Consider the following 20,878-nt stretch of genomic DNA (forward strand, 5'->3'; position numbering starts at 1 on the left):
CCCGCTACAGTTGTGTCTGTGACTAATTCTGCGAACCCTGAAGAGAATTCCCATCCCGAGCTTCCGCAACTTCTCGCCGGAGAGAAGCTGCTGACGCTTAAAGAGGTAGCTGAAAAACTCGATCTGCCCATTACTCGCGTCTTCGATCTGCTCAATGCCCGGAAGTTCATCGCGTGGCGGGACGCCGAAGGCCAGCGCCTCGTCCCGGAAGCGTTTTTCAATGCCAAGGGCGTCATTTCCAAGCACGTGTCCGGCGTCATCACTGTTCTTTCGGACAACGGCTGGGGTGACAACGAGATCCTGGCGCATCTTTTTACCGAGGACGAGTCCCTACCGGGCCGCCCCATCGACGCGCTGCACGGCCACCTCGCGCGGGAGGTTATTCGGCGCGCGCAGGCTTCGGCTTTTTAGACGGCGTATCAGCACCAGGCGCAGTTGGTTCAGCGGCGGTGCGTGGAACACCGTCGAAAATCCATTGCGTGGCCAACCATGCCACGACCACCATCGCAATCACCCAGAACCAGTTGTAGAGCTGGTGATTGCCGTCGCCGGCGAAGGCCACACCAATAAAGAGAGCTGCGCCGGTGGTGAGCTTGATGAGCGGTAGTGGTGGGCGGAAGGTTCCCATGAGCGTGAGCACCGAGGCGTAGTACCACGGCAGCGTCACGGAGTTGAAGACGAACGCCACCTGGTAGGCCGCGGCCGTGGCGGCAATGGCACGGCGCACGCCCGTGCGCCCCCACCACCACACAAGGACAAGGCCCAGGAGCATCAGAAGCATCGCGGCCGAGCGCAGTACGGTGAGCACGCCGTTATAGGTGGTGTCGGGGGAGAAGACCTGGATGAGCGGAACGAGAATATCGGCAAGCAAGGTGGGGCCGGCCAGGGGGTTGATGACCTTCGAGTTGCCACTGATCTGCGACAGCCAACCCCACGAGCTTCCCGACGCCCACGTGATCGCCGCCACCGCCAACGCGACCTCCGCCACGGCGATAACGCCGGATAGTAGAAAGAACCCGACGCGCTTGAGCGGCTTCGTTCCCTTCGGCGCCCAATGGTGCAGCATGAGCCACACGATGAAGGGCGCGGCGAAGACGGCGGTGGCCTTGAGGGACACTGCCACGCCAACGAGTATGAGGCTGAGGTGGAACTTGTGGTGCACAGCAGCGAGAAGGCCCAGCGATACCAGCCCCACCATGACTGATTCGTTGTGCATGCCGCCGATGAGGTGCAAAATCATCACCGGATTCGCCACTCCCAACCAGAGCGCTAGGGCGGGATCACCGCCAATGCTTCGGGCTAGGCGTGGAATTGACCAGGCGATGGCTGCAAAACCAAGGACGGAAATTGCCTTGTAGACGATGATGCCCGCAGCAACGTTATCGCCCACCAGGTGGGTTACCCCGTTGCCCATCCACAGGTGTAGCGGCCCGTAGGGCGTAGTGGTGTTGCGCCAGTCATGAGAGACCTCGAGCAGGAAGGGGCCGGGGTTAACGGCTGCGCCCTCGACGTAGGGGTCGAAACCATCGCGTACCATCGCGCCTTGCATGAGGTAGGAGTACACGTCCCGGGAAGCCAGCGGTGCGGCGCACAGCAGCGGGGTGACCCAGCAGATCAACATCCGGCGGATGTCTGCCAATGCGCCGTCTGGTTGCGGGTTCTTGAGCTGTGGGGCGATGAAGTGGCGGCCCGCCAACACCCATGCGGCGACGAGGCCAAACAGGCCAATCCAGTAGAGGACCATGCCAATGTTGCGGCCGTGGCCATAGGCAAGGAAGCTGATGTTGAGCGCCTCAAGAAAACCTCCGCGATTCCGGGTCGCGCCGCCGGAGAAGGAGGCGAGCGCCAGGACGATCGCAGAGACGATGCCCAGTGGCAGGGGATGGGGAATGCGCAGGGGCACGCGCGTGGATGCGGAGCGGGCCATGCTACATCCGGCGGGCCGTGGACTTGTGGGCAAGTTCTTCCAAGACCGCCGTGACCTCGGGGTCAACCTGTGCGTTGTGCAGATGGTCGAGGCCGGAACGCGTGAGATCGCTGATGCGCTGCTCGACGACGTCCGGCGCACCGGAATCAGCAATGATCTGCGCCATGCGGGCAATGTCTGCGGGGTCCTCCGTCTGCCCGATGAGGCGGCGAAGCTCAGCGGCGGCTGCGGGATCGGTGGCGTCCGCGCGCTGTAGGGCCAGCGACAACAGAACCGTGCGCTTGCCTTCGCGCAGGTCGTCTCCGGCGGGCTTGCCGGTGATAGCCGGGTCACCGAAGACGCCGAGCAAATCATCGCGCAGCTGGAAGGCGACGCCGATGTCCTGGCCGTAACCGCGGAAGGCAGCAACGAGTTTTTCGGGTGCGCCCGCTATAACGGCGCCCAGATGGAGGGGGCGCTCGATGGTGTACGCGGCAGTCTTGAACCGGTTCACCGAGTCCGCCAACGTGGCGTCCTCGGAGCCGGCGGCTTCCAGAGAGATGTCCAGAATCTGGCCGCCGATGACTTCGCGGCGCATTGCCCGCCATGGTGCGCGGGCGCGCGCCAGCGCCTCGGGGCTCAAGCCGGAATCTTGAAGCATGTCTTCCGCCCAGACCAGGGCCATGTCACCGATGAGGATGGCCAGCGATTGCCCGAAGAAATCAGCGTCGCCGCTGAGCCCGAGCTCGCGGTGGCGAGCAGCAACGCCGCGATGGACAGTGGGGTTGCCGCGCCGGGTATCGGAAGCATCCACGATGTCGTCGTGGATAAGTGCACAGGCCTGAATGAACTCCAAGGACGAGGCAGCGCGGAGCATTGCCTGCGGGGACTCAGTGCCGTCGAGCCCGTGCGCACCGACAAAACCTGCCCACGCGTAGAGGGGGCGAATGCGCTTGCCGCCGTCCAGGACGAAGGAATCCAAATAGGAGATCGCGTCGGCCACCGGAGAGCCGATGGCCGCGATGGCGTCGCGCTGACTGTCCAAGAAAAGCTTAAGCTCCTCGCGCACGGCTGCGGGGATGTCGTTCAAGGAAGGTATCTGCGGTGTAGTCACGCCTGCTACTTTACCTGGGTAGCTATGCCGGATTGCCGCCAGGTTAAGCGGTGTCGGCTGGTGTCAGCGGCACCGTCGATTGCAGGATGGCGAAGGGGCGCGCATCGGCGGGGTAGTAGAGCTGGCGAAGGAAATCACTAAACCCCATTTTGCGGTAGAGGCCGAAGGCGGAGTTTGCCTCGTTGGGAACTTCCGGAGTGGAAAGCAGGATGTAGCGCGCGGGTAGATTCCACGCTAAGGCTTCGAGCAGTGCGCGCCCTAAGCCGCGACCCTGTTCTCCAGGCAGCACGTGAATCTCCGCCAGCTCGAAATAGTTGTGGAGAATGTCTTCTTGTTCCGGGGTTGGTCCGCCACTGGCGGTGAGCGCTCGGCGAAGCTGTTTGTCCCACCACGTGTCCGGAGAGCCAAGGAAGCCGTAGGCAAAGCCTGCAATGCCGTAGTCGGTGGTGGCCACGACGCAGGAAAACCCTGGGCGTATGAGATCTGCGCGCCACCGCGAGATGGAGACGTCGCGCACTGACTGGCTGTAGCCCATTGCCGCGATGTAGATATCCACCAAGCGCGGGACAGCAATGGCGAACTCTTGGGGGCTTAGGCGGCGCAGCGTGTAACTCACATCTCTAATAACAGCAGATTCTTCAGGCATGTGAAAGCGCACAGAGAAACTATCTTCTGCACATCCAACCGCCGAGGAGTCGGAGTACGTGTTCGAAAAGGGAAGAAATATCGCCCATCCCTATTGTTTAAATCGAACACATGAACTAAAATCAGAGGTGGATGTACGAAGGTGGTTTTACGGTGAGTCTCATCAGCGAACAGCAGCAGAAAGTCAACAGCACAGTCTTCATTGACAAGCTCAGGAAGCAGCCCAAGGAGGAGAGGTCATGGCACAGGTAATTTCAGCAACGGCAGCGGCTCGGGGCCGGAACAGGGAGGCGATGCAGCGCGTGCGCCGTGACCGCTTCCTCGGTCAAGCGTTGGATCTGTTGGTGGATGCGCGCCGTAGCGCTGCGGAGGGGCGGTTCGAGGACGCTCTTGAAATGGCGTACCGCGCCTCGCTGCGTGCTGCGGGCGCGCGTGTGGCGGCGTCTGCGGTGTCGCGCCGTCGGCGCTTGCCTACCTCTGCATGGGAGCAGGTAGCTCTTATCGGTCCGGCGGATGCTCAATGGGCCGCAGAATTCACAGACTATTCCCGCGTGCGCTCGCGCGTGGCCTCCGGAATGGATCCGGTGCCCGCTGCGGATACGGTCTACCAGTACTTGGCGCTTGCCACACGTTACGTGGACGCGACCGAATCTGAGCTGGGCTTCGGTGGGCTGGCCGCCTAGTGAGGGCGTGATTGCTCCGGTAGCAGGGGTGCAGGGATGCCCAAAAACTATGGACTGTCTTTGTGGGAACTATCTCGCTATCCTTGACGTTATAGAGGTAGTAAACATAGTTCCCAGTTCCACTACCTAAACCCAAATCATTACGGAGGACGCTGTGGCCCTTTCTGAGCACGAACAGCAAGCGCTGCGTGAAATTGAACAATCGTTGCTGGCCAACGATCCTGATTTTGGCGCGTCTGTGTCCGGTGAAACTTCTTTCGGCGGCAACTCGGGTGCCATCACCCTCCGTGGGGTGGCCTTAATCGTTGTCGGTCTGTGCATGATGGTGGGCGGAATCGCGTTGGCCCAGCAGTCCCTGTGGTTCGTTATCCTCTCCGTACTTGGCTTTTTGGTCATGTTTGGATCCGGTGTGTGGATGCTGCGCGGAAATTCGGAAGATTCTCTGGTTGCCGCCGGCGCACCAGCATCCGCTAATCGGCGCAACAAGCAGTCTAGGAAGGCTGGCAGTGACGTTGGAAACCGCCTTGAAGATAACTTCCGCCGCCGTTTCGAAGGAAACTAAGCGCTAGAAACCCACCAGCAGCCCTTCGCTCTATTGTGAGTCGGAGGGCTGTGGCACGATGACATTGGCCATGGCGTACAGCGTTTGCGTTATGCCCGGGAGCTGCTCGGGCGAGCGGTCTGCCAATTCTGATGCGCGAACGATGGCGGCGTTGAGCAGCGAGATATCCGCTCTGGAAACGCCAGGGCAAAACTCGTTAACGATCGAGGCAAACCCACCATGTGACTGCTGCACTGCCTCATCCGCAAAAGCCTGGGGGAAGTGCTGCGCGGCGGTCATGAGGGGGCCGTGCGTGCCATGGAGGAAAAGTTCGAGAGTGGCGTCCACGTAAGCATGGATGCGCTCCGTCGGCTCTGGAGGGGCCACCTGCATGGCAGCTTCGAGCTGTTCATTCCACGTTTGTGTGGCCTGGATAAGCAGCTGCACCAACAAATCGTGTTGGGATGAGACGTAGCGATAAACGCTGGGGCGGGCAAGGCCTACTTCGGCAGCGACCTCCGCCAGGGTAGGGACTGCCCCGTGGTTGTTGACGATCAACCTTTCGGCAGCCTCGAGCACCGCGCGGTGCTGGACGGCGCGGTGCTCGGCTACTGTCGTTTCAGTGATCTTCGGCATGCGCTAAGTCTACGTTAAGCTGCGCATTCTTTTTCCATTCTGGTGCCTACTTGGCGGACGGGGTCAAGCGGCCATCGACCATTTCATAGACCTTGTCGCAGTGACCAAGAACGTCGTAGTCGTGGGTGACCATGACACCCGCGACGTTGAAATCGTGGCATTCTTTGGCTAGCAGCGCCACGATCTCTTGGGACCGCGCGCGATCGAGGGCAGCAGTGGGTTCGTCGACGAGCAGCACCTGTGGATCGCCCACAAGTGCGCGCGCGATACCGACGCGCTGGCGCTCACCGCCGGAAAGACTGCCGGGCCGGTGCTTCGCGCGATGCGCCATGCCGACCTTCTCCAGCAGCTCGGCGCTGGAGTAGCGCCCAGTCTTGCCGATGACCTTGCTGGCCAATTCGATCTGCTCCTCCGCCGTCAGTGCAGACGGGAGATTGCCAGAGGACTGGAAGACGAAGCCGATGTGGTTGCGGCGGATCTGTGCCAGTTCAGAGTCACCCAGCGGCACGATGTCCTCGTCCGCGACGAGGACTTGGCCGGAATCGGGCGTCGTCAAGGCGCCCGCGACCGCGAGCAGTGTGGACTTTCCGGAGCCGGAGGGGCCAACCACGGCAACGAATTCGCCTGCCTCGACGGTGAGATCGACGGAATTCAGTGCTTTAACGTGTGAATCTCCGTCGCTGTAGCTGATGGTGACGTCTTTCAGTTCCAAAGCGTGGCTCATCGGTTTTCTCCTAGGGCTGCGAGGGGGTTGGTTCGGGTAACGCGGACGACGGCAATGAAGGCGCCGAGCAGTCCGGCGACGAAGAGAATGAGACCGCCATTGATGACGGCGCCGAATTCGGTGGAGTAGGGCATAGCCGTTTTCTCTAGGAGGCTGCCCAGGCCAACGGCGATGAGTGCGCCGGCGAGGATTGATACGAGGAGGATGACCACCGCTTGGCCGAGGCTATCGCGCAGCAGGAAGCTCTTGGTGGCGCCCATTGCGCGAAGGGTGGCGATATTGCCGGCGCGCTGGATGGTCCACACGAGGAAGAAGGCGCCGGTAACGAGCGCGGCAATGACATAGAGGAACCAGGTGATCATGGAAAGGGGCATCATTTCGGCGGTGTAGCCGGGGGAGGAATCAAAGCTCTCCTTGAGAGTTCGAACGTCGAGGCCGGAGCGCTCGGTGAGAGCATCGGTATCGGGCTTATCCGCTGTGCGAGCGACGATGACGGATGCTTCCTCGTAGGCTTCGGGGTTGACGGCTTCGCCGTGGCGCCCGCCGGCGTGAACCTCCTGCCAGATATCTAGCGGCAGGTAGGCCACGTCGACGTGGCCGAAGGTTCGCTGGTTGTCGGTGAAGCCGATGACGTCGAGGGGGATGTCCAAGCGGTCGAGGGTGATGGTGTCGCCCACCTCGATCCCCTCGTCCTGCAGGGTGGAGGACAGGATGATGTCGTGTTTCGTGTTGCTTGGCTTGCCGTCTGCCCGGGCGGTGTCGATTGGGGGCAAGCCTGCCGGTGCGATGAAGGAGTCAGGTTCTACTCCGAAGAGTGTGAGGTCCACCGCCGTGCCGTCCTGGTTGTGGGCGTTAGCAATGGTCAGGCCCAAGGGGGTGGCTTGGTCCATGCCTTCTAGTTGAGAGAAAGACTCGGCATCGGAGGCATCGACAACGGAGCGGGTGAATGCAGAGTCTTTCTGCGTGCCATCGGCGAAAGCGATGACGTCGCTCTCCATCGCCTTGAGGCCGGAGACGCCGTCGTTGACCAAGCCTGCGGTGAGACCGGAGATGATAACGACGAGCATGGACATGAGTGCGAGGACGACGCCCATGAGGAGGAATCGGGTACGCGCGAAGAGCATCTCGCGCCAAGCTAGATACATGAAGGAACTTCCTAGTGTGTGGGGTGAAGTGAGTTGGCGTGTCGCCCTGCGTGCCGCAAGATGGCAACATGATGTTTCTATCATGGCGACGCAATGTTTCTAAAACTTGTGCGGGCATTTTGCGCGGGGAGGGGAGACTTTTTGTGCGATTTCCCGATTTCCCCCACTTTGCCCCACCTGCGCTACGCGCCGGTCGGGGAATGTGGGCCTAGAGGCCCTTTGGAGCGTGGTGGGAAGATGAAAACGTCAGGAATATGGGGGTGGTGGGGAAAATTACATGCCAAGGGGTCAAAGTTACGTGAGTGAATACGTGGAAATGGGCCTGTTTGAGGGGGCGTGTCAAGGGGGGTCTGGGAAAACTTCCCACTGGAAAAATTGCCTTTGACCTGCAATGTTATTCCGACACGCAGATTGTTGTGGTGATAAAGGTGTGGGAGGTGGGGGAAAGTGGGGTAGAGTGGGGCGTAGCGGAGGAGAGTTGCTCTCTTGTCGCGAGAGGAATCCGGAGTTTTCGAGTGACAGGAAGGTGGACCCGGGGATGTTTCTCGGCACCTACACTCCCAAGCTCGATGACAAAGGACGGCTCACGCTTCCGGCAAAGTTTCGCGAAGAACTGGCTGGCGGCCTCATGGTCACCAAAGGTCAGGATCATTCGCTCGCGGTATACCCGCGGGAGGAGTTCGCGGCGCGAGCTAGGAAAGCGGCGGCCGTGTCACGCACCAACCCAGAAGCGCGTGCGTTCATCCGTAACTTGGCAGCGAGTGCGGACGAGCAACGCCCCGATGGGCACGGGCGTATCACACTGTCCGCAGGGCACCGTGAGTACGCAAACCTGACGAAGGAATGCGTAGTTGTGGGCTCGGTTGACTTCCTCGAAATCTGGGACGCAGCCGCGTGGGCTGAATACCAGGCGCAAACTGAAGACGCTTATTCGGCGGCAGACGCCGATGACGTACTTGCCGGGCTGCTGTAGAGCTTCCTGGCACACAGAGAGTGCGTGTATGGACTCTGCCCGAGGAGGATGAGCTGGTGTACTTCCCCGACATCAGAACCCTTCCTCGGACAGGGCCCTATACGCACTCGATTTTTTATCGAACAGATCTGATAGCGGCCTCAGGCGCCTGAATGGAAAGGGGGACAGCAACTGTGGACCACAACGGCACCATTACCTATGACGTGAATGACAACCACGGCCATGTCCCTGTTATGCGTGCGCGTATGGCTCAGCTGCTTGCTCCGGCCGTCGAAGCAGCGGGGGAGCACGCCGTCATCGTGGACGGCACCCTGGGGGCTGGTGGCCACAGCGAATACTTCCTCAACAGCTTTCCTAACGCGCGGATTATCGGTGTGGACCGTGACTCCGCCTCGTTGAGCAGTGCTTCTCGACGTCTCACCCCCTTCGCCGACCGCTTCGTCGGCGTCAACGCTCGCTTCGATGAGGTCGGTCGTGCCATTGCGCAGGGTGACCATGAAGTTTTTTCTATCGCGCGAGAACACGGCATTGCAGGGGCATTGTTCGATCTGGGTGTGTCCTCCATGCAGCTTGACCAGGTGGAGCGTGGGTTTGCGTACAAGACCGACGCCCCGCTGGATATGCGCATGGACCCGCGCCAGGGAATGACTGCCGCCGACGTACTCAACACCTATAGCCACGGTGACCTCGCCCGCATCCTCAAAACCTATGGCGATGAGCGCTTCGCCGGCAAGATTGCTTCGGCAGTAATAAAGGAAAGGGAAAAGGAACCTTTTACTACCTCAGCCCGCTTGGTTGAGCTGTTGTACGCCACGATTCCGGCAGCGACGCGTCGCACCGGTGGTCACCCCGCGAAGCGCACCTTCCAGGCGTTGCGCGTTGAGGTCAACCGCGAGCTTGAGGCGGTCGAACAGGTCATCCCCGTGATTACGGATGCCCTGTCCGTCGGCGGCCGCGCGGTGTTCATGAGCTACCAGTCGCTCGAAGATCGCATCGTCAAACATGCCTTCACCAAGCTCAGCACCTCGACGACTCCGCCGGGGCTTCCTATGGACCTTCCGGGCACGGCAGCGCACTATTCCATCGTGACGCGCGGCGCGGAGAAGGCGAGCGAGGAGGAGATTGCAGAGAACCCGCGGGCAGCGTCCGTCCGGGTACGCGCACTCGAGCGCCTCGAGGGCAGTCCGTCTTTTCATGAACCGGGAGGTAGGCCATGACGCTGAGAGACCGAACCGCACAGGCAACGTACCACCGCGACCACGAGAGGACCCACACCATGGGAGCTAGCCGCGATTTCACCACCGGATCTGATTACTCCGGTCAGGGAACCGCGCTGCTGGAGCGGGGGCGCCGCACCACCCCGTTGCCCAGTCGCACGCCGCATCGCAGTACTGTGCCCGCCCGCCGGGTCGGAACGGGTCTGCGAGGAAACCGCCTCGGTTCGAAGCAGGTAGTGAGCAATCGTGGGCGCCGCGTCGTGCAGCCTACGCGGGTTACTGGCCTTTTCGCTCGCCTTTCTTTCATCGCCATTGGCCTGCTCATCACTGGTGTGGCTGCGGCGATGTGGCTCTCTGGCCTGTCGACGTCCCAGACCTTTAAGATTCAGGAGCTTACTGCCCACGAATCCACGCTCGATAACCAGCTGGAGACTCTGAACCGAGACTTGGAGAACGTGCGTTCGGCGTCGGACGTCGCCCGCCGCGCCCACGAGGCCAAGATGGGCGTCCCGGTTCAGCCTGGCGTAGTGGAAGTCGACGCAGACGGAAACGTGGAACAGAAGCGCGAAGCCACCCCGGATATGGAATCGGTCATCGACGTAAACGGCGAACCGGTCCGTCCGGGTCAGGCCTCGAGTGACCCGCACGCGACGGCGAACGTATCCGATAACCTGAATGCCCGTCCGACGCTGAGCGAGAGGAACCGTGAGCGCGAAGGCGCCGAGTCGGGTGCGTCTCGGTCGGACAACCACCCAGACGGCGGTGAATCCACCACTGACGGACAGTCGGCCGAAGGGAACGTAGAACTGCCGGACATCCCGGCCCAGGCTCCCTACGCCGCCCGCGGGTAGATTCCATCCCCGCTCCGCGCGTGCCTGCGTGGGCGGGCGGCGATGATAGGGCACAATTCGGGATGAAGCACTGATTATTGACCCATCTTCGCTGCAGACAGAAAGGTGACGTGTGACCCCACCACACTCCGGTGGCCCGCGCCCGAGGCGCGCTTCCGCCGCCCGTGCCGCCCAACCGCGCGGTACCTCTCACCAACCACGGCAGCGTTACGACGCCGACCGCGTCGTTCCCGCGACCCGTTCACGGAATCCGCGTACTGGCAAGCCCTTCATGAGCCAGCAGAAGACGATGCGCCGTCGTGTACACGTCATCGCGGCTTTGCTGCTCGTGGTGATGCTGGCGTGGATGGGGCGCCTCGCGTGGGTCCAGATCGTGTGGGGACCTGACTTGGCGGCGAAGGCCGCTGCGCAGAGAACCCGCGTCTATGTCGATACGGCCGGACGCGGCGAGATCCTCGCGCGCGACGGCCAGCGGTTGGCCTACACGATGCGCGCCCGATCCTTGACCGTGTCACCTACGCGCCTGCGAGATGAGCTCCGTGAACAGGAAGAGCAAAAGGCCGCCGGCGAGGCTCACTTTGAATCGTTGGCACCCGATGCCAAAGAGGCTTTCCTCGACGACAAGGTGACAGAGCGGCTCACTGACATGTCGGAGGGCATCCCGAACAAGCTGAAGGAAGCCGGCATCGATGCCGGGGACGTGGATTCGGAGCAAATCATGGACAAGCTCCGTGCCGATACTCAGTATGAGGTCCTCGTGCGCAACGTCGATCCGGATGTCGCGGTGGCCATCTCCGAGGACTACCACGGGCTCGCCGCCGATGAGCAGCAGATCCGCCAGTACCCCAATGGTGCTATCGCAGAGAACGTCATCGGCAAGGTGTCCATGGACGGCCAAGGCCAGTTCGGCTTTGAGGCCTCCGGCGATACCACACTGACGGGTATTGACGGCAGCTCCACCGAGGACGTTTCAGCCAGCGGTCAGGTCATTCCCGGCACCCTACGCGATCAGGTGCCAACGACCGACGGCAAAAACGTCACGTTGACGCTCGATCTGGATCTGCAGACCTACGTTCAGCAGAAGCTGGAAAAGGCCAAGGCTAATTCGAAGGCAAAGAGCGCCGAGGCAGTCGTTCTGGATGCCGCCACGGGTCAGGTTCTGGCTATGGCGAATACCGGCACCATCGACCCGAACAAGGACATCGAAAAGCAGCTGGAGAAGGACAAGACCTTCGACAACCTCGCCGTCTCCCACCCCTTTGAGCCGGGTTCGGTGGCAAAGATCATCACCGCCGCGGCAACCATTGAGGAGGGCCTCACCAACCCCGATGAGGTCCTCCAGGTTCCCGGCTCCATCGACATGGCTGGCGTGAGCGTCAGCGATGCCTGGCAGCACGGCGTCGAGCCTTATACCACGACGGGTATTTTTGGTAAGTCGTCGAATGTGGGAACGCTGATGTTGGCCGACCGCCTCGGCCAAGACAAATACGCCGACTACCTCAAGAAGTTCGGTCTCGGCCAGACCTCCGGAATCGAGCTGCCCAACGAGTCACCTGGCCTGGTGCCCGATCGTTCGCAGTGGTCCGGTGGCACCTTTGCCAACCTGCCCATCGGCCAAGGCCAGGCATGGACAGCACTGCAGTTGGCCTCCATCTACCAGACCCTGGCCAACGACGGTGAGCGCATCGAGCCGCGCATCATTGATTCGATCACCGCGCCTGACGGGACTAAGGAAGAACTAGAGAAGCCCGAGACCACCCGCGTGGTCAGTCCCGAAACCGCGCGCACTGTCGTGGACATGTTCCGTGCGGTCTTCCAGGAGGATCCGCAGGGGCTGAACAACGGTACAGCCGGCAACGCGCAGATCGAGGGCTATCAGCTCTCCGGCAAGACTGGTACCGCGCAAAAGGTCGACGAGGAGACGGGAGCATACTCGAACTCCAAGTACTGGATCACGTTCGCGGGCATCGCGCCTGCCGACGATCCCCGCTTTGTCGTCGCCGTCATGCTCGACGAGCCCGAATCCGGTGTCAACGACGATGGCTCCGGCGGCCAGTCCGCAGCGCCGGTGTTCAGTGACATCGCATCCTGGCTGCTTGATCGTGACAATATTCCGCCTTCCCCACCAGCACCGCACCTGACCTTGCGTGCCGAATAGATAGCTCCGGCCGCGAATAACCTACAGAGATAGAGAAGAGGACGCACCGTGACCAGCAGCATCAGCCTTGATCGTTTAGCAGAAATTTCTTCGGGCACCGTGATCGGGGATGCCTCGACCACCGTGGGCTCCTGCGGACTAAACTCTGCAACCCTGCCACCTGGTGGACTCTTCGCTGCGCTTCCGGGAACGCGCGTTCATGGCGCACGCTATGCCGCAGACACCGCAGCAGCCGCGATTCTGACCGACCCGGAAGGCCAACGCATCCTTGCCGAAGCGGGAGAAACACGCCCACTTCTCGTGGTCGAGGATATCCGCGCCATCCTCGGACACGTCTCCGCGGAGATCTATGGGCACCCCACCGAAAAGCTCACAATTCTTGGCGTGACGGGTACGTCCGGTAAAACTACGACGAGTTACCTGCTGGAAGCGGGGCTTTTGCACGCGGGCTTGTCGGTGGGCCTTATCGGCACCACGGGCACTCGCATTAACCGCGAGCCAGTGCCTACCTCGCTGACGACCCCCGAGGCCCCCACGTTGCAAGAGCTCTTCGCCCGCATGGTGGACGAAGGGGTAACGCACGTGGTCATGGAGGTGTCCTCCCACGCGCTTTCCCTGGGCCGCGTTCAGGGAACGCGCTTTGCCGTTGGCGGATTCACTAACTTGAGCCAGGACCACCTCGACTTCCACCCGACGATGGAGGACTACTTCGAGGCGAAGGCCATGCTTTTCGACGGTCCCCAGGCCGCCAACCGCTCCGTTGTCTGCATCGATGACGAGTGGGGGCGACGCATGGCGCAGCGCGCCGCGGCGCGTCCGGTCATGACAGTGTCCACGAGCGCGGAGGCCACCGAGGCGGACATCACCGCCCGCCAACTCAGCACCGAGGCCACCGGCGCACAGCAGGTGGAGCTGACGGTGTCCACCGGAGAGCACGCTGGTTCCTATGAATTCCGGCTGCCCATGCCGGGCACTTTCAACATCGCCAATGCGGCCTTGGCCACCGGCATGGCCGCAGCCAGTGGCATCGAGCCGCGCGTCTTCTTGGAAGGCGTAGAAAAGGTGGCGGTCCCGGGCCGCATGGAACGCATCGACCGCGGCCAGCAGTTTGTCGCCGTGGTCGATTATGCGCACAAGCCTGCAGCGGTCACCGCGGTCCTCGATACCCTGCGTGCGCAGCTGGAAGGCAGCAGCGGCCGGATCGGCATTGTCGTCGGCGCGGGAGGTGACCGCGACTCTTCCAAGCGCCCGCTCATGGGGGCGGCCGCCGCGAAGGGCGCCGATATGGTCGTGATCACCGACGACAACCCCCGCACCGAGGACCCAGCAGCTATCCGCGCGGCAGTGCTCGCGGGAGCGCGCGAAGCGAACCCGGAGGCCGATATCCGGGAGGTCGGCTCCCGTGCCAAAGCCATCGACGAGGTCGTGGCGTGGGCACAGCCGGGCGATGCCGTCATCGTCGTCGGCAAGGGCCACGAAGTAGGACAGCTGATTGGTGATACCGTCCACCACTTCGACGACCGCGAGGAGATGGCGCGTGCACTTGATGCCGCGATGACAGCGACTACCCTGAGTACCGAAGAATCCAAGGAGCAAGCATGATTGCGTTAAGCCTCGCTGAGATAGCTCAGATCACGGGCGGCCGCCTGGATAGCGTCGACGAGCCAGAGACCCCAGTGACCGGCTTTGTTGAGTTCGATTCTCGCAAGGTCACTCCGGGTGGACTCTTTGTGGCACTGCCCGGAGCCCGCGTCGATGGCCACGATTACGCCCACACCGCGGTGGAGAAGGGAGCCGTCGCCGTCTTGGCTGCCCGGCCGGTGGGTGTACCCGCCATCGTCGTGGAGCCGCGCGGACGCGTAGAAGGTGACGGAGCCAACGCCGATATCTATGCCAACGATGTCGATGGCTCCGCCGCCGCTGTCGTCGAGGCGTTGTCCGCGCTGGCCCGCGCAGTAACGCAGCGGCTGGCGACAGAGCAGGATTTGACCATCGTGGGAGTGACGGGATCGGCGGGCAAGACCTCGACCAAGGACCTCATCGCCACCATCTTCCGCGAGGTGGGGGAGACCGTCGCCCCGCCCGGCTCCTTCAACAATGAAATTGGGCTTCCGTATACGGCTCTGCGCTGTGATGAGCACTCGCGCTACCTCGTGGCGGAGATGTCGGCCCGCGGTATCGGACACATCCGCCACCTCACCCAAATCACCGCGCCGCGCGTCGGCGTGGTCCTCAACGTCGGCTCCGCGCACCTCGGCGAATTTGGCTCGCGCGAGAATATCGCGCAGGCCAAGGGAGAGTTGGTGGAAGCACTGCCGAGCGCGGAAGCGGGCGGTGTGGCCGTCCTCAACGCCGACGATCCTTTCGTCGCCGCAATGGCGACACGCACGGGGGCCAAGGTGGTGTACTACTCCACGGATAACCGCCGCGGCGGCGCACCGGCGGCACAGTACTATGCCACCAACATCGAGCTCGATGACGTGGCCCGCCCCTCCTTTGTCCTCCACAGCCCCAACGCTGAGCCAGTCGAAGTGAAGCTGCAGGTATTTGGTTCCCACCAGGTGTCTAATGCACTGGCCGCGGCAGCGGCAGCCATCGAGCTGGGGGTATCGGTAGCCACGGTAGCGGCTGCGCTGTCTGGGCACCGCCTAGCCTCCGAGCACCGCATGGACGTGCGCACGCGCCGCGATGGCGTCACCATCATTGATGATTCCTACAACGCCAACCCGGATTCGATGCGCGCGGCGATTGCCGCCTTGGCCTATACCGCAGCAGCACGCCCCGATGCCCGCTCCATCGCGGTGCTTGGTGAGATGGGAGAGCTCGGCAGCGATGCCGAACAATCGCACCGCCAGCTCGGGGAGATATTGGCCAAATACCACGTGGAGCACCTCGTCGCGGTGGGGGAGAACCCCAACTGCCGGGCAATGACTGAGGCGGCTGCACAGCAAGGTATAAATACAATGGTGTGCGCCGATGCCGCGGCTGCCGCTCGGGCGGTCGACGGCATTCTGCGCGCGGCCCCGGCAGGGGTCGATGATTGGGCTAGCCGTAGCGTTAAGGACGTGGTCTTGATTAAGGCCTCCAATGCCCAGCGCCTCTGGTTGGTCGCGGAGCAGCTGAACCACAGCTAGCCGCTAGAAAGGACTTCAAGCTCGTGACTCAGATCATCATCGCTGGTGCGGTTAGCTTCCTCGTGGCGATCTTTACCACCCCGGTTCTCATCCGATACTTTTCCGACTCCGGTCGCGGTCAAGAGATCCGCGAGGACGGTCCCAAGTCCCACCTGCGGAAGCGGGGTACGCCGACGATGGGCGGCCTGGCTATTCTGGCCGGTATCTTGGTGGCTTATCTCGTGGTTGGTTTTTATGGCATGCTGACGGGCCACGGGGGGTTTACTGCTTCGGGTCTGCTCGTCCTCGGACTGACGCTGGGCTTGGGCGCGGTGGGCTTTGCGGATGACTTCATCAAACTCTTCCGGAAGCGCAACCTAGGTCTCAACAAGACCGCGAAGCTGGTCAGCCAGCTGGTACTGGCCCTCCTCTTTGGCTTTCTTGTGCTGCGTTTCCCCAATGATGCGGGCCTGACTCCTGGCTCCACCAAGCTATCGTTCATCCGCGATTTGAAAACTTTCGACTTTGCGGTTGGCGGCGCTGTGATCGGAACCATCGTGTTCTTGATCTTCATGTACTTCCTCATTGCGGCGTGGTCGAACGCGGTCAACCTCACCGACGGCCTCGACGGTCTTGCCGCAGGAGTGACGGCGATTGTCATGGGCTCCTACTCGTTGATGACTTTCTGGCAGTTCCGCTATTCCTGCGCCACCAACTTTGCGGCCGGCTGCTACCAGGTGCGCGATCCCCTCGATCTCGCCGTGCTCGCGGCGGCGGGCCTCGGTGCCTGCCTCGGCTTTTTATGGTGGAATGCCGCGCCCGCCAAGATCTTCATGGGAGACACCGGCTCCCTGGCGCTCGGCGGATTGGTTGCCGGCATTTCGGTCACCAGCCGTACCGAGCTTCTCATGGTGATTATCGGCGCCCTGTTCGTTATCGAGACGGTGTCCGTTGTCATTCAGATCGTGGTCTTCCATTCCACCGGCAAGCGCTTCTTCCGCATGGCCCCGATCCATCACCACTTTGAAAACGGCGGTTGGGCGGAGACTGCTGTGGTTGTCCGTTTCTGGTTGCTGGCCGCGATGGCGGCGATGGCCGGCGTGGCCATCTTCTACGGTGAATGGCTGACCTCCACAGGTATAGGTGTCGGCGCATGACGCGCCCCGACTTCCTCTCTGGCCGGGTCCTCATCGCCGGTGCCGGCGTTTCCGGCCGCGGCTGTGCTGCGGTCCTGGACCACCTAGGCGTGGACGTCACGGTGGCTGATGGAAACCAGGAATCCCGCGCTCGCCTCGCCGCCGAGCTCGACGTTGCCACCGTGGACACAGCAGCAGTAGACCTGTCGGAATACTCCCTCGTCGTGACCTCACCGGGGTGGCGCCCGGATTCGCCGTTGCTCGCCGCCGCAGCTTCCCGCGGCCTTGAGGTCATCGGTGACGTGGAGCTGGCCTACCGCCTTGACCAGGCAGAGGTATTTGGGCCCTCCCGCCGCTGGCTCGCGATCACAGGTACCAACGGCAAGACCACAACGACGGGGATGCTCGCTGCCATCATGGCCGCTGACGAGCAGCGATCCGGCCAGCGCGCGCAGGCTGTAGGCAATATCGGGGTCTCGTCTTTTGATGCCTTGGCCGCCGAGCCCCGCGTGGATATCCTCGTCGCGGAACTGTCCTCGTTCCAGCTGCACTGGGCCTCCCAGCTGCGCCCGGATGTGGGAGCGCTGCTCAACCTCGCCGATGACCACCTCGATTGGCACGGCTCCTTCGAGGCCTACGCGGCGGATAAGGCGAAGATCTTGCGCGGCACGCACGCCGTTTATGGAAAGGACGACGAGCACGTTCGAGCGCTTGCCGCCTCTCTAGCCGGAGCCACCGCCTTTACCCACGCCGAGCCCGCCCCGGGCGAAGTCGGCGTGAGCGCCGGCAGCCTCGTGGTCAATGAGGTCGCCGGACTGCACGCTGCCGTGGTGGAGGATGTCACCACCATCCAGCCCGCAGGTCTTGCTGGGGTGCTGGATGCCGCTGCTGCCGCGGCGGTTTCCGCGCTTGCCGGCGCTCAGCCTGAGTCCATCGCGGAGGGCCTCGACGCCTACGTGGTGGCCGGGCACCGCGGTGAGGTTGTCCACCGCCATGGTGGCGTGACCTACATCGACAATTCCAAGGCGACGAATCCGCACGCCGCGGAGGTTGCCATGCGTGGTCTTGACTCCGTGGTGTGGGTCGCCGGCGGTCAGCTCAAAGGCGCCGATGTCTCAGACCTCCTGCGTACCCACGCCGCGCGACTGAAGGCGGCGGTTCTGGTGGGCGTCGACAAGCACGTGCTGGCCCAGGCCCTTGTCAAGGCGGCACCCCACGTGCCTCTCGTCATCGTGGACAGTCATGACCCGCAAATCGCTATGGACCAAGCCGTGAGCGCCGCCGTGCAACACGCCGAAGCCGGCGATACCGTACTTTTGGCGCCCGCTGCGGCATCGTTGGACATGTACACCGGAATGAGCCAACGCGGCGACATGTTTGCCGCCGCTGCCCGCCGCCTCGCCCGCTAGCTAGGAGCACCCAGAAGCCGTGACTGCCACCAGCACCCAGAAGCCACACCGCACGCTGGGCCACCGCCTGCGTGATCTCCGCGAGCGCCTGCGCGCCTACCCGGGGTTTGACTACCTGATGCTGCGCATCGCGATTTTCTCCCTCATCGGCATCGGCGTGCTTATGGCCTTCTCTTCGTCGATGGCGACGTCCCTGTCGGAGACCGATAGCCCGTGGTCGGCAGCCTTGCGCCAGTGCGTATTGGTCGCCGCCGGCCTCATCGTGTTCTGGATCGGCCTGCGCATATCGCCGCGCACGTTGCGGGCGCTCGTGCCGTGGTTCTTGGGGCTATCCATCCTGCTGCTTATCCTCGTGCTTGTGCCCGGTATCGGTACCGGCCGCGCGGAGGTCGGTTCACAGTCGTGGATCATGTTGCCGGGTGGCGTGGCCTTCCAGCCCTCTGAGTTCGCTCGTGTCGCCGTGGGGATGTATGGCGCCTCGGCGCTGGCGGATAAAACACACCGTTCGATGCGCTTGACTGATCCGTTCATGATGTATTCCATCATCGCCGGCATCATGTTCGTGCTCATCGTGGCCCAAGGTGACTTGGGCATGGGCGTATCCTTCGCCCTTATCGTGGTCTTCACCCTGGTATTCGCCGGCGTGAACTGGCGTGTGCCCGTCGTCGTCGGCGTCTTTGGTGCCATCGGCATGATCACCGTTTTCCTGGCCGGTGGTTTCCGTTCGCACCGTTTCCACACCTACTTCGATGCGCTGCGCGGCAATATTGAGGACACACAAGGTACCGGTTTCCAGGCTTACCAAGGCTTCCTTTCGCTTGCCGACGGCGGCTTCTGGGGCGTTGGCCTCGGCCAATCACGCGCCAAGTGGTTCTACCTCCCAGAGGCGAAGAACGACTTCGTCTTCGCCATTATCGGTGAGGAGCTAGGCCTCTGGGGCGGTGCGCTCGTCATCGTGCTTTTCGCCGTGCTGGGCTACTTTGGGTTGCGTACCGCAACCCGCGCGCAGGACCAGTTCCAGTCCTTGCTGGCCGCCACGCTGTCGGTGGGTGTTGTCGTGCAGGCCTTCATCAACATCGGCTACGTCATCGGTGTGCTGCCGGTGACGGGTATTCAGCTCCCGATGATTTCTGCGGGTGGTACGGCTGCGGTCATCACCATTGGCTCGATGGGCCTGTTGTGCAATGTGGCGCGCCACGAGCCGCTGCAGGTGTCCGCGATGCAGAACTTTGGACGCCCGCTCTTCGACCGTATCTTCTTCATTCCAGAGCCGACCCCGCCCAATGAGCGGCGCGGCGGGGCGCACCGTGCCCCGCGTGAGCGCGCAGATGCTCGGCGTTCCCAGCGCCCACACCGCGAGCGCTCCCAACGCCACGTGGAGCGCAGCCGTGAGGAACGTTTCGGGCGCGCGGTGACGGGGCGCTCTCAGCGGTCGCAGGCGCCGCGCGCGGAGGGGCGGCGGGAGTATCGGCGCGGCGAGCGCCGGTAGCGCAGTGCGGCGCTGGTAGCGTGTAGTGCATGAATGACACGCCGATTTCCGTCGTCATCGCAGGTGGCGGCACCGCCGGACACATTGAGCCCGCGCTTGCGGTAGGGGAGGAGCTACGCCAACGCCACGGGGCGCGGGTCACCGCCTTGGGTACGCCGCGGGGTCTGGAAAGCGACATCGTGCCGGCGCGCGGTGTCGATCTCCGCATGATCACTCCGGTCCCTGTTCCGCGAAAGATCAACATTGACGCGGTGAAGCTGCCTTGGCGGATTTTCAAGTCCGTTCGGGAAACTCGCGCGGTGCTTAAGGACGTCGGGGCCAACGCTGTGTTTGGCACCGGTGGTTACGTTGCGGCGCCGGCTTACCTGGCGGCGAAGTCCTTGGGCATTCCGTTCTTCGTTCTCGAGACGAATGCTTTGGCCGGTATGGCTAATAAGCTGGGCGTGCGTCTTGGCGGCACGGGAATCAATGCCCAAAAGGGATCTGGCATGCCGGGCGAGGTCCTGGGCATTCCGGTACGCCCGGGCTTGGGCGAGGACCCAGATGGTACGAAGGCCGCTGCTGCGCGCCAGAACTGGAACCTGGATGAAGGCCGCCCGACCATCGTGGTTACCGGCGGTTCGCAGGGAGCGGTGAGCATTAACACCGCCGTCGCCGGAGCGCTCGAGGACCTGTGCCGAGACTTCCAAGTGCTGCATGCCTACGGCAAGAAGAACACGGTGCCGACTGAGCACGAGCACTACACGGCCGTGCCCTATATCGATGACATGGCCGGCGCGCTTGCCGTTGCTGATGTGATGGTCTGCCGCTCCGGCGCGATGACCGTGGCTGAGGTGTCTGCGGCCGGCCTGCCCGCTATCTATGTGCCACTGCCGCACGGCAACGGCGAGCAAGCGTTGAACTCCCGGGCTCTGGTGGAAGCGGGAGCCGCGGTCCAGATACCGGACGCGGAGCTTACTCCGGGGCGCCTTGCCGCCGAAGTTCGCGCTATCCTTGACCACCCCGACGCTCTTTCGGCCATGCGTGCCGCTGCTGACGCCAGCACCGCCGGCGATGCCGCCGCGGTGATCGCTGACCGAATCGCGCACCGCGTCGCCGCCGACACCCGCGGCTAGGCGCACAGTACAGGTTTATTAAA

19 protein-coding genes are annotated in these 20,878 nt (G+C 62.7%); 13 read left to right on the forward strand and 6 right to left on the reverse strand.

The genetic code is table 11. The annotated features are described in order from the left end of the window. Positions 1-12: 12 nt before the first annotated feature. Positions 13-411 carry an Rv2175c family DNA-binding protein gene (locus QKE52_RS00460; protein ID WP_070512440.1) on the forward strand — a complete coding sequence of 133 codons (399 nt, stop codon included), beginning with the start codon at positions 13-15 and terminating at the stop codon, positions 409-411. Here the strand turns inward: QKE52_RS00460 and QKE52_RS00465 are convergent. The 3 genes from QKE52_RS00465 to QKE52_RS00475 are packed head-to-tail and all read right to left on the reverse strand — an operon-like array spanning position 380 to position 3,636. After that, on the reverse strand, positions 380-1,927 hold the full coding sequence (locus QKE52_RS00465; protein ID WP_347947825.1) for an alpha-(1->6)-mannopyranosyltransferase A: 1,548 nt from the start codon (positions 1,925-1,927) through the stop codon (positions 380-382). The genes QKE52_RS00460 and QKE52_RS00465 overlap by 32 nt on opposite strands. A 1-nt stretch (position 1,928) precedes the next feature. Beyond that, on the reverse strand, positions 1,929-3,020 hold the full coding sequence (locus QKE52_RS00470; RefSeq protein WP_070512446.1) for a polyprenyl synthetase family protein: 1,092 nt from the start codon (positions 3,018-3,020) through the stop codon (positions 1,929-1,931). Between the two features lie 43 nt (positions 3,021-3,063). Continuing rightward, positions 3,064-3,636 (reverse strand): N-acetyltransferase, encoded by a 573-nt coding sequence (locus tag QKE52_RS00475; protein WP_046647957.1) that lies wholly within the window; start codon positions 3,634-3,636, stop codon positions 3,064-3,066. A 268-nt stretch (positions 3,637-3,904) separates the two neighbouring features. On the opposite strand from QKE52_RS00475, the gene QKE52_RS00480 reads away from it, so the two are divergent. Both QKE52_RS00480 and QKE52_RS00485 read left to right on the forward strand, forming a co-directional pair. Continuing rightward, positions 3,905-4,348 (forward strand): SAV_6107 family HEPN domain-containing protein, encoded by a 444-nt coding sequence (locus QKE52_RS00480; RefSeq protein WP_046647958.1) that lies wholly within the window; start codon positions 3,905-3,907, stop codon positions 4,346-4,348. 154 nt (positions 4,349-4,502) lie between these two features. Beyond that, a complete protein-coding gene (locus tag QKE52_RS00485; protein WP_347947827.1) occupies positions 4,503-4,910 on the forward strand; it encodes a DUF3040 domain-containing protein in 408 nt (135 codons plus the stop codon). Between the two features lie 30 nt (positions 4,911-4,940). Here QKE52_RS00485 and QKE52_RS00490 read toward each other — a convergent pair whose 3' ends face one another. Genes QKE52_RS00490 through QKE52_RS00500 form a run of 3 tightly spaced genes read right to left on the reverse strand, consistent with a single transcriptional unit; the run spans position 4,941 to position 7,394 of the window. After that, positions 4,941-5,525 (reverse strand): TetR/AcrR family transcriptional regulator, encoded by a 585-nt coding sequence (locus QKE52_RS00490; protein WP_347947828.1) that lies wholly within the window; start codon positions 5,523-5,525, stop codon positions 4,941-4,943. 46 nt (positions 5,526-5,571) lie between these two features. Further along, positions 5,572-6,249: an ABC transporter ATP-binding protein gene (locus QKE52_RS00495; protein ID WP_175974564.1), complete on the reverse strand. Its 678-nt coding sequence runs from the start codon at positions 6,247-6,249 to the stop codon at positions 5,572-5,574. Beyond that, complete coding sequence (locus QKE52_RS00500; RefSeq protein WP_347947831.1) at positions 6,246-7,394, reverse strand: ABC transporter permease; 1,149 nt, start codon at positions 7,392-7,394, stop codon at positions 6,246-6,248. The genes QKE52_RS00495 and QKE52_RS00500 overlap by 4 nt, the downstream gene beginning before the upstream one ends. Before the next feature lie 538 nt (positions 7,395-7,932). Here QKE52_RS00500 and mraZ point away from each other — a divergent pair. The 10 genes from mraZ to murG all read left to right on the forward strand — a co-directional run bounded on the left by mraZ (position 7,933) and on the right by murG (position 20,855). Continuing rightward, positions 7,933-8,367, forward strand: a complete 435-nt coding sequence (gene mraZ, locus QKE52_RS00505) for a division/cell wall cluster transcriptional repressor MraZ (RefSeq protein WP_046647963.1) — start codon at positions 7,933-7,935, stop codon at positions 8,365-8,367. Positions 8,368-8,540: 173 nt separating this feature from the next. Beyond that, positions 8,541-9,584 carry a 16S rRNA (cytosine(1402)-N(4))-methyltransferase RsmH gene (gene rsmH / locus QKE52_RS00510; protein WP_175974568.1) on the forward strand — a complete coding sequence of 348 codons (1,044 nt, stop codon included), beginning with the start codon at positions 8,541-8,543 and terminating at the stop codon, positions 9,582-9,584. Next, complete coding sequence (locus QKE52_RS00515; RefSeq protein ID WP_347947832.1) at positions 9,581-10,435, forward strand: hypothetical protein; 855 nt, start codon at positions 9,581-9,583, stop codon at positions 10,433-10,435. Before rsmH ends, QKE52_RS00515 begins: the two co-directional genes overlap by 4 nt. A 289-nt stretch (positions 10,436-10,724) precedes the next feature. Further along, a complete protein-coding gene (locus tag QKE52_RS00520; protein ID WP_046648127.1) occupies positions 10,725-12,593 on the forward strand; it encodes a penicillin-binding protein 2 in 1,869 nt (622 codons plus the stop codon). A 48-nt stretch (positions 12,594-12,641) separates the two neighbouring features. Further along, complete coding sequence (locus QKE52_RS00525) at positions 12,642-14,195, forward strand: UDP-N-acetylmuramoyl-L-alanyl-D-glutamate--2,6-diaminopimelate ligase (RefSeq protein WP_347947833.1); 1,554 nt, start codon at positions 12,642-12,644, stop codon at positions 14,193-14,195. Then, entirely contained in the window at positions 14,192-15,727 is a 1,536-nt protein-coding gene (gene murF, locus QKE52_RS00530) for a UDP-N-acetylmuramoyl-tripeptide--D-alanyl-D-alanine ligase (protein WP_070701790.1), read from the forward strand. Before QKE52_RS00525 ends, murF begins: the two co-directional genes overlap by 4 nt. 23 nt (positions 15,728-15,750) lie before the next feature. After that, positions 15,751-16,863, forward strand: coding sequence for a phospho-N-acetylmuramoyl-pentapeptide-transferase (gene mraY, locus QKE52_RS00535; RefSeq protein ID WP_046647967.1), 1,113 nt, complete (start codon positions 15,751-15,753; stop codon positions 16,861-16,863). Next, positions 16,860-18,251: a UDP-N-acetylmuramoyl-L-alanine--D-glutamate ligase gene (gene murD, locus QKE52_RS00540; protein ID WP_347947834.1), complete on the forward strand. Its 1,392-nt coding sequence runs from the start codon at positions 16,860-16,862 to the stop codon at positions 18,249-18,251. Before mraY ends, murD begins: the two co-directional genes overlap by 4 nt. Positions 18,252-18,270: 19 nt before the next feature. Then, positions 18,271-19,740 (forward strand): putative peptidoglycan glycosyltransferase FtsW, encoded by a 1,470-nt coding sequence (locus tag QKE52_RS00545; RefSeq protein ID WP_070515752.1) that lies wholly within the window; start codon positions 18,271-18,273, stop codon positions 19,738-19,740. 29 nt (positions 19,741-19,769) lie between these two features. Further along, positions 19,770-20,855: an undecaprenyldiphospho-muramoylpentapeptide beta-N-acetylglucosaminyltransferase gene (gene murG, locus QKE52_RS00550; RefSeq protein ID WP_347947835.1), complete on the forward strand. Its 1,086-nt coding sequence runs from the start codon at positions 19,770-19,772 to the stop codon at positions 20,853-20,855. The last annotated feature ends 23 nt before the right edge of the window (positions 20,856-20,878 follow it).

Source organism: Corynebacterium sp. c25Ua_47 (assembly GCF_039907205.1).
GTDB classification, from domain to species: Bacteria; Actinomycetota; Actinomycetes; order Mycobacteriales; family Mycobacteriaceae; genus Corynebacterium; species Corynebacterium hiratae.

What these genes read in the sequence shown, in the direction of transcription:
- murD (WP_347947834.1), top strand. Translation starts at nt 16,860, where the DNA reads ATGACGCGCCCCGACTTCCTCTCTGGCCGGGTCCTCATCGCCGGTGCC.
- QKE52_RS00520 (WP_046648127.1), top strand. Translation starts at nt 10,725, where the DNA reads ATGCGCCGTCGTGTACACGTCATCGCGGCTTTGCTGCTCGTGGTGATG.
- QKE52_RS00480 (WP_046647958.1), top strand. Translation starts at nt 3,905, where the DNA reads ATGGCACAGGTAATTTCAGCAACGGCAGCGGCTCGGGGCCGGAACAGG.
- murF (WP_070701790.1), top strand. Translation starts at nt 14,192, where the DNA reads ATGATTGCGTTAAGCCTCGCTGAGATAGCTCAGATCACGGGCGGCCGC.
- QKE52_RS00495 (WP_175974564.1), bottom strand. Translation starts at nt 6,249, where the DNA reads ATGAGCCACGCTTTGGAACTGAAAGACGTCACCATCAGCTACAGCGAC.
- QKE52_RS00490 (WP_347947828.1), bottom strand. Translation starts at nt 5,525, where the DNA reads ATGCCGAAGATCACTGAAACGACAGTAGCCGAGCACCGCGCCGTCCAG.
- QKE52_RS00500 (WP_347947831.1), bottom strand. Translation starts at nt 7,394, where the DNA reads ATGTATCTAGCTTGGCGCGAGATGCTCTTCGCGCGTACCCGATTCCTC.
- mraZ (WP_046647963.1), top strand. Translation starts at nt 7,933, where the DNA reads ATGTTTCTCGGCACCTACACTCCCAAGCTCGATGACAAAGGACGGCTC.
- QKE52_RS00515 (WP_347947832.1), top strand. Translation starts at nt 9,581, where the DNA reads ATGACGCTGAGAGACCGAACCGCACAGGCAACGTACCACCGCGACCAC.
- murG (WP_347947835.1), top strand. Translation starts at nt 19,770, where the DNA reads ATGAATGACACGCCGATTTCCGTCGTCATCGCAGGTGGCGGCACCGCC.
- QKE52_RS00465 (WP_347947825.1), bottom strand. Translation starts at nt 1,927, where the DNA reads ATGGCCCGCTCCGCATCCACGCGCGTGCCCCTGCGCATTCCCCATCCC.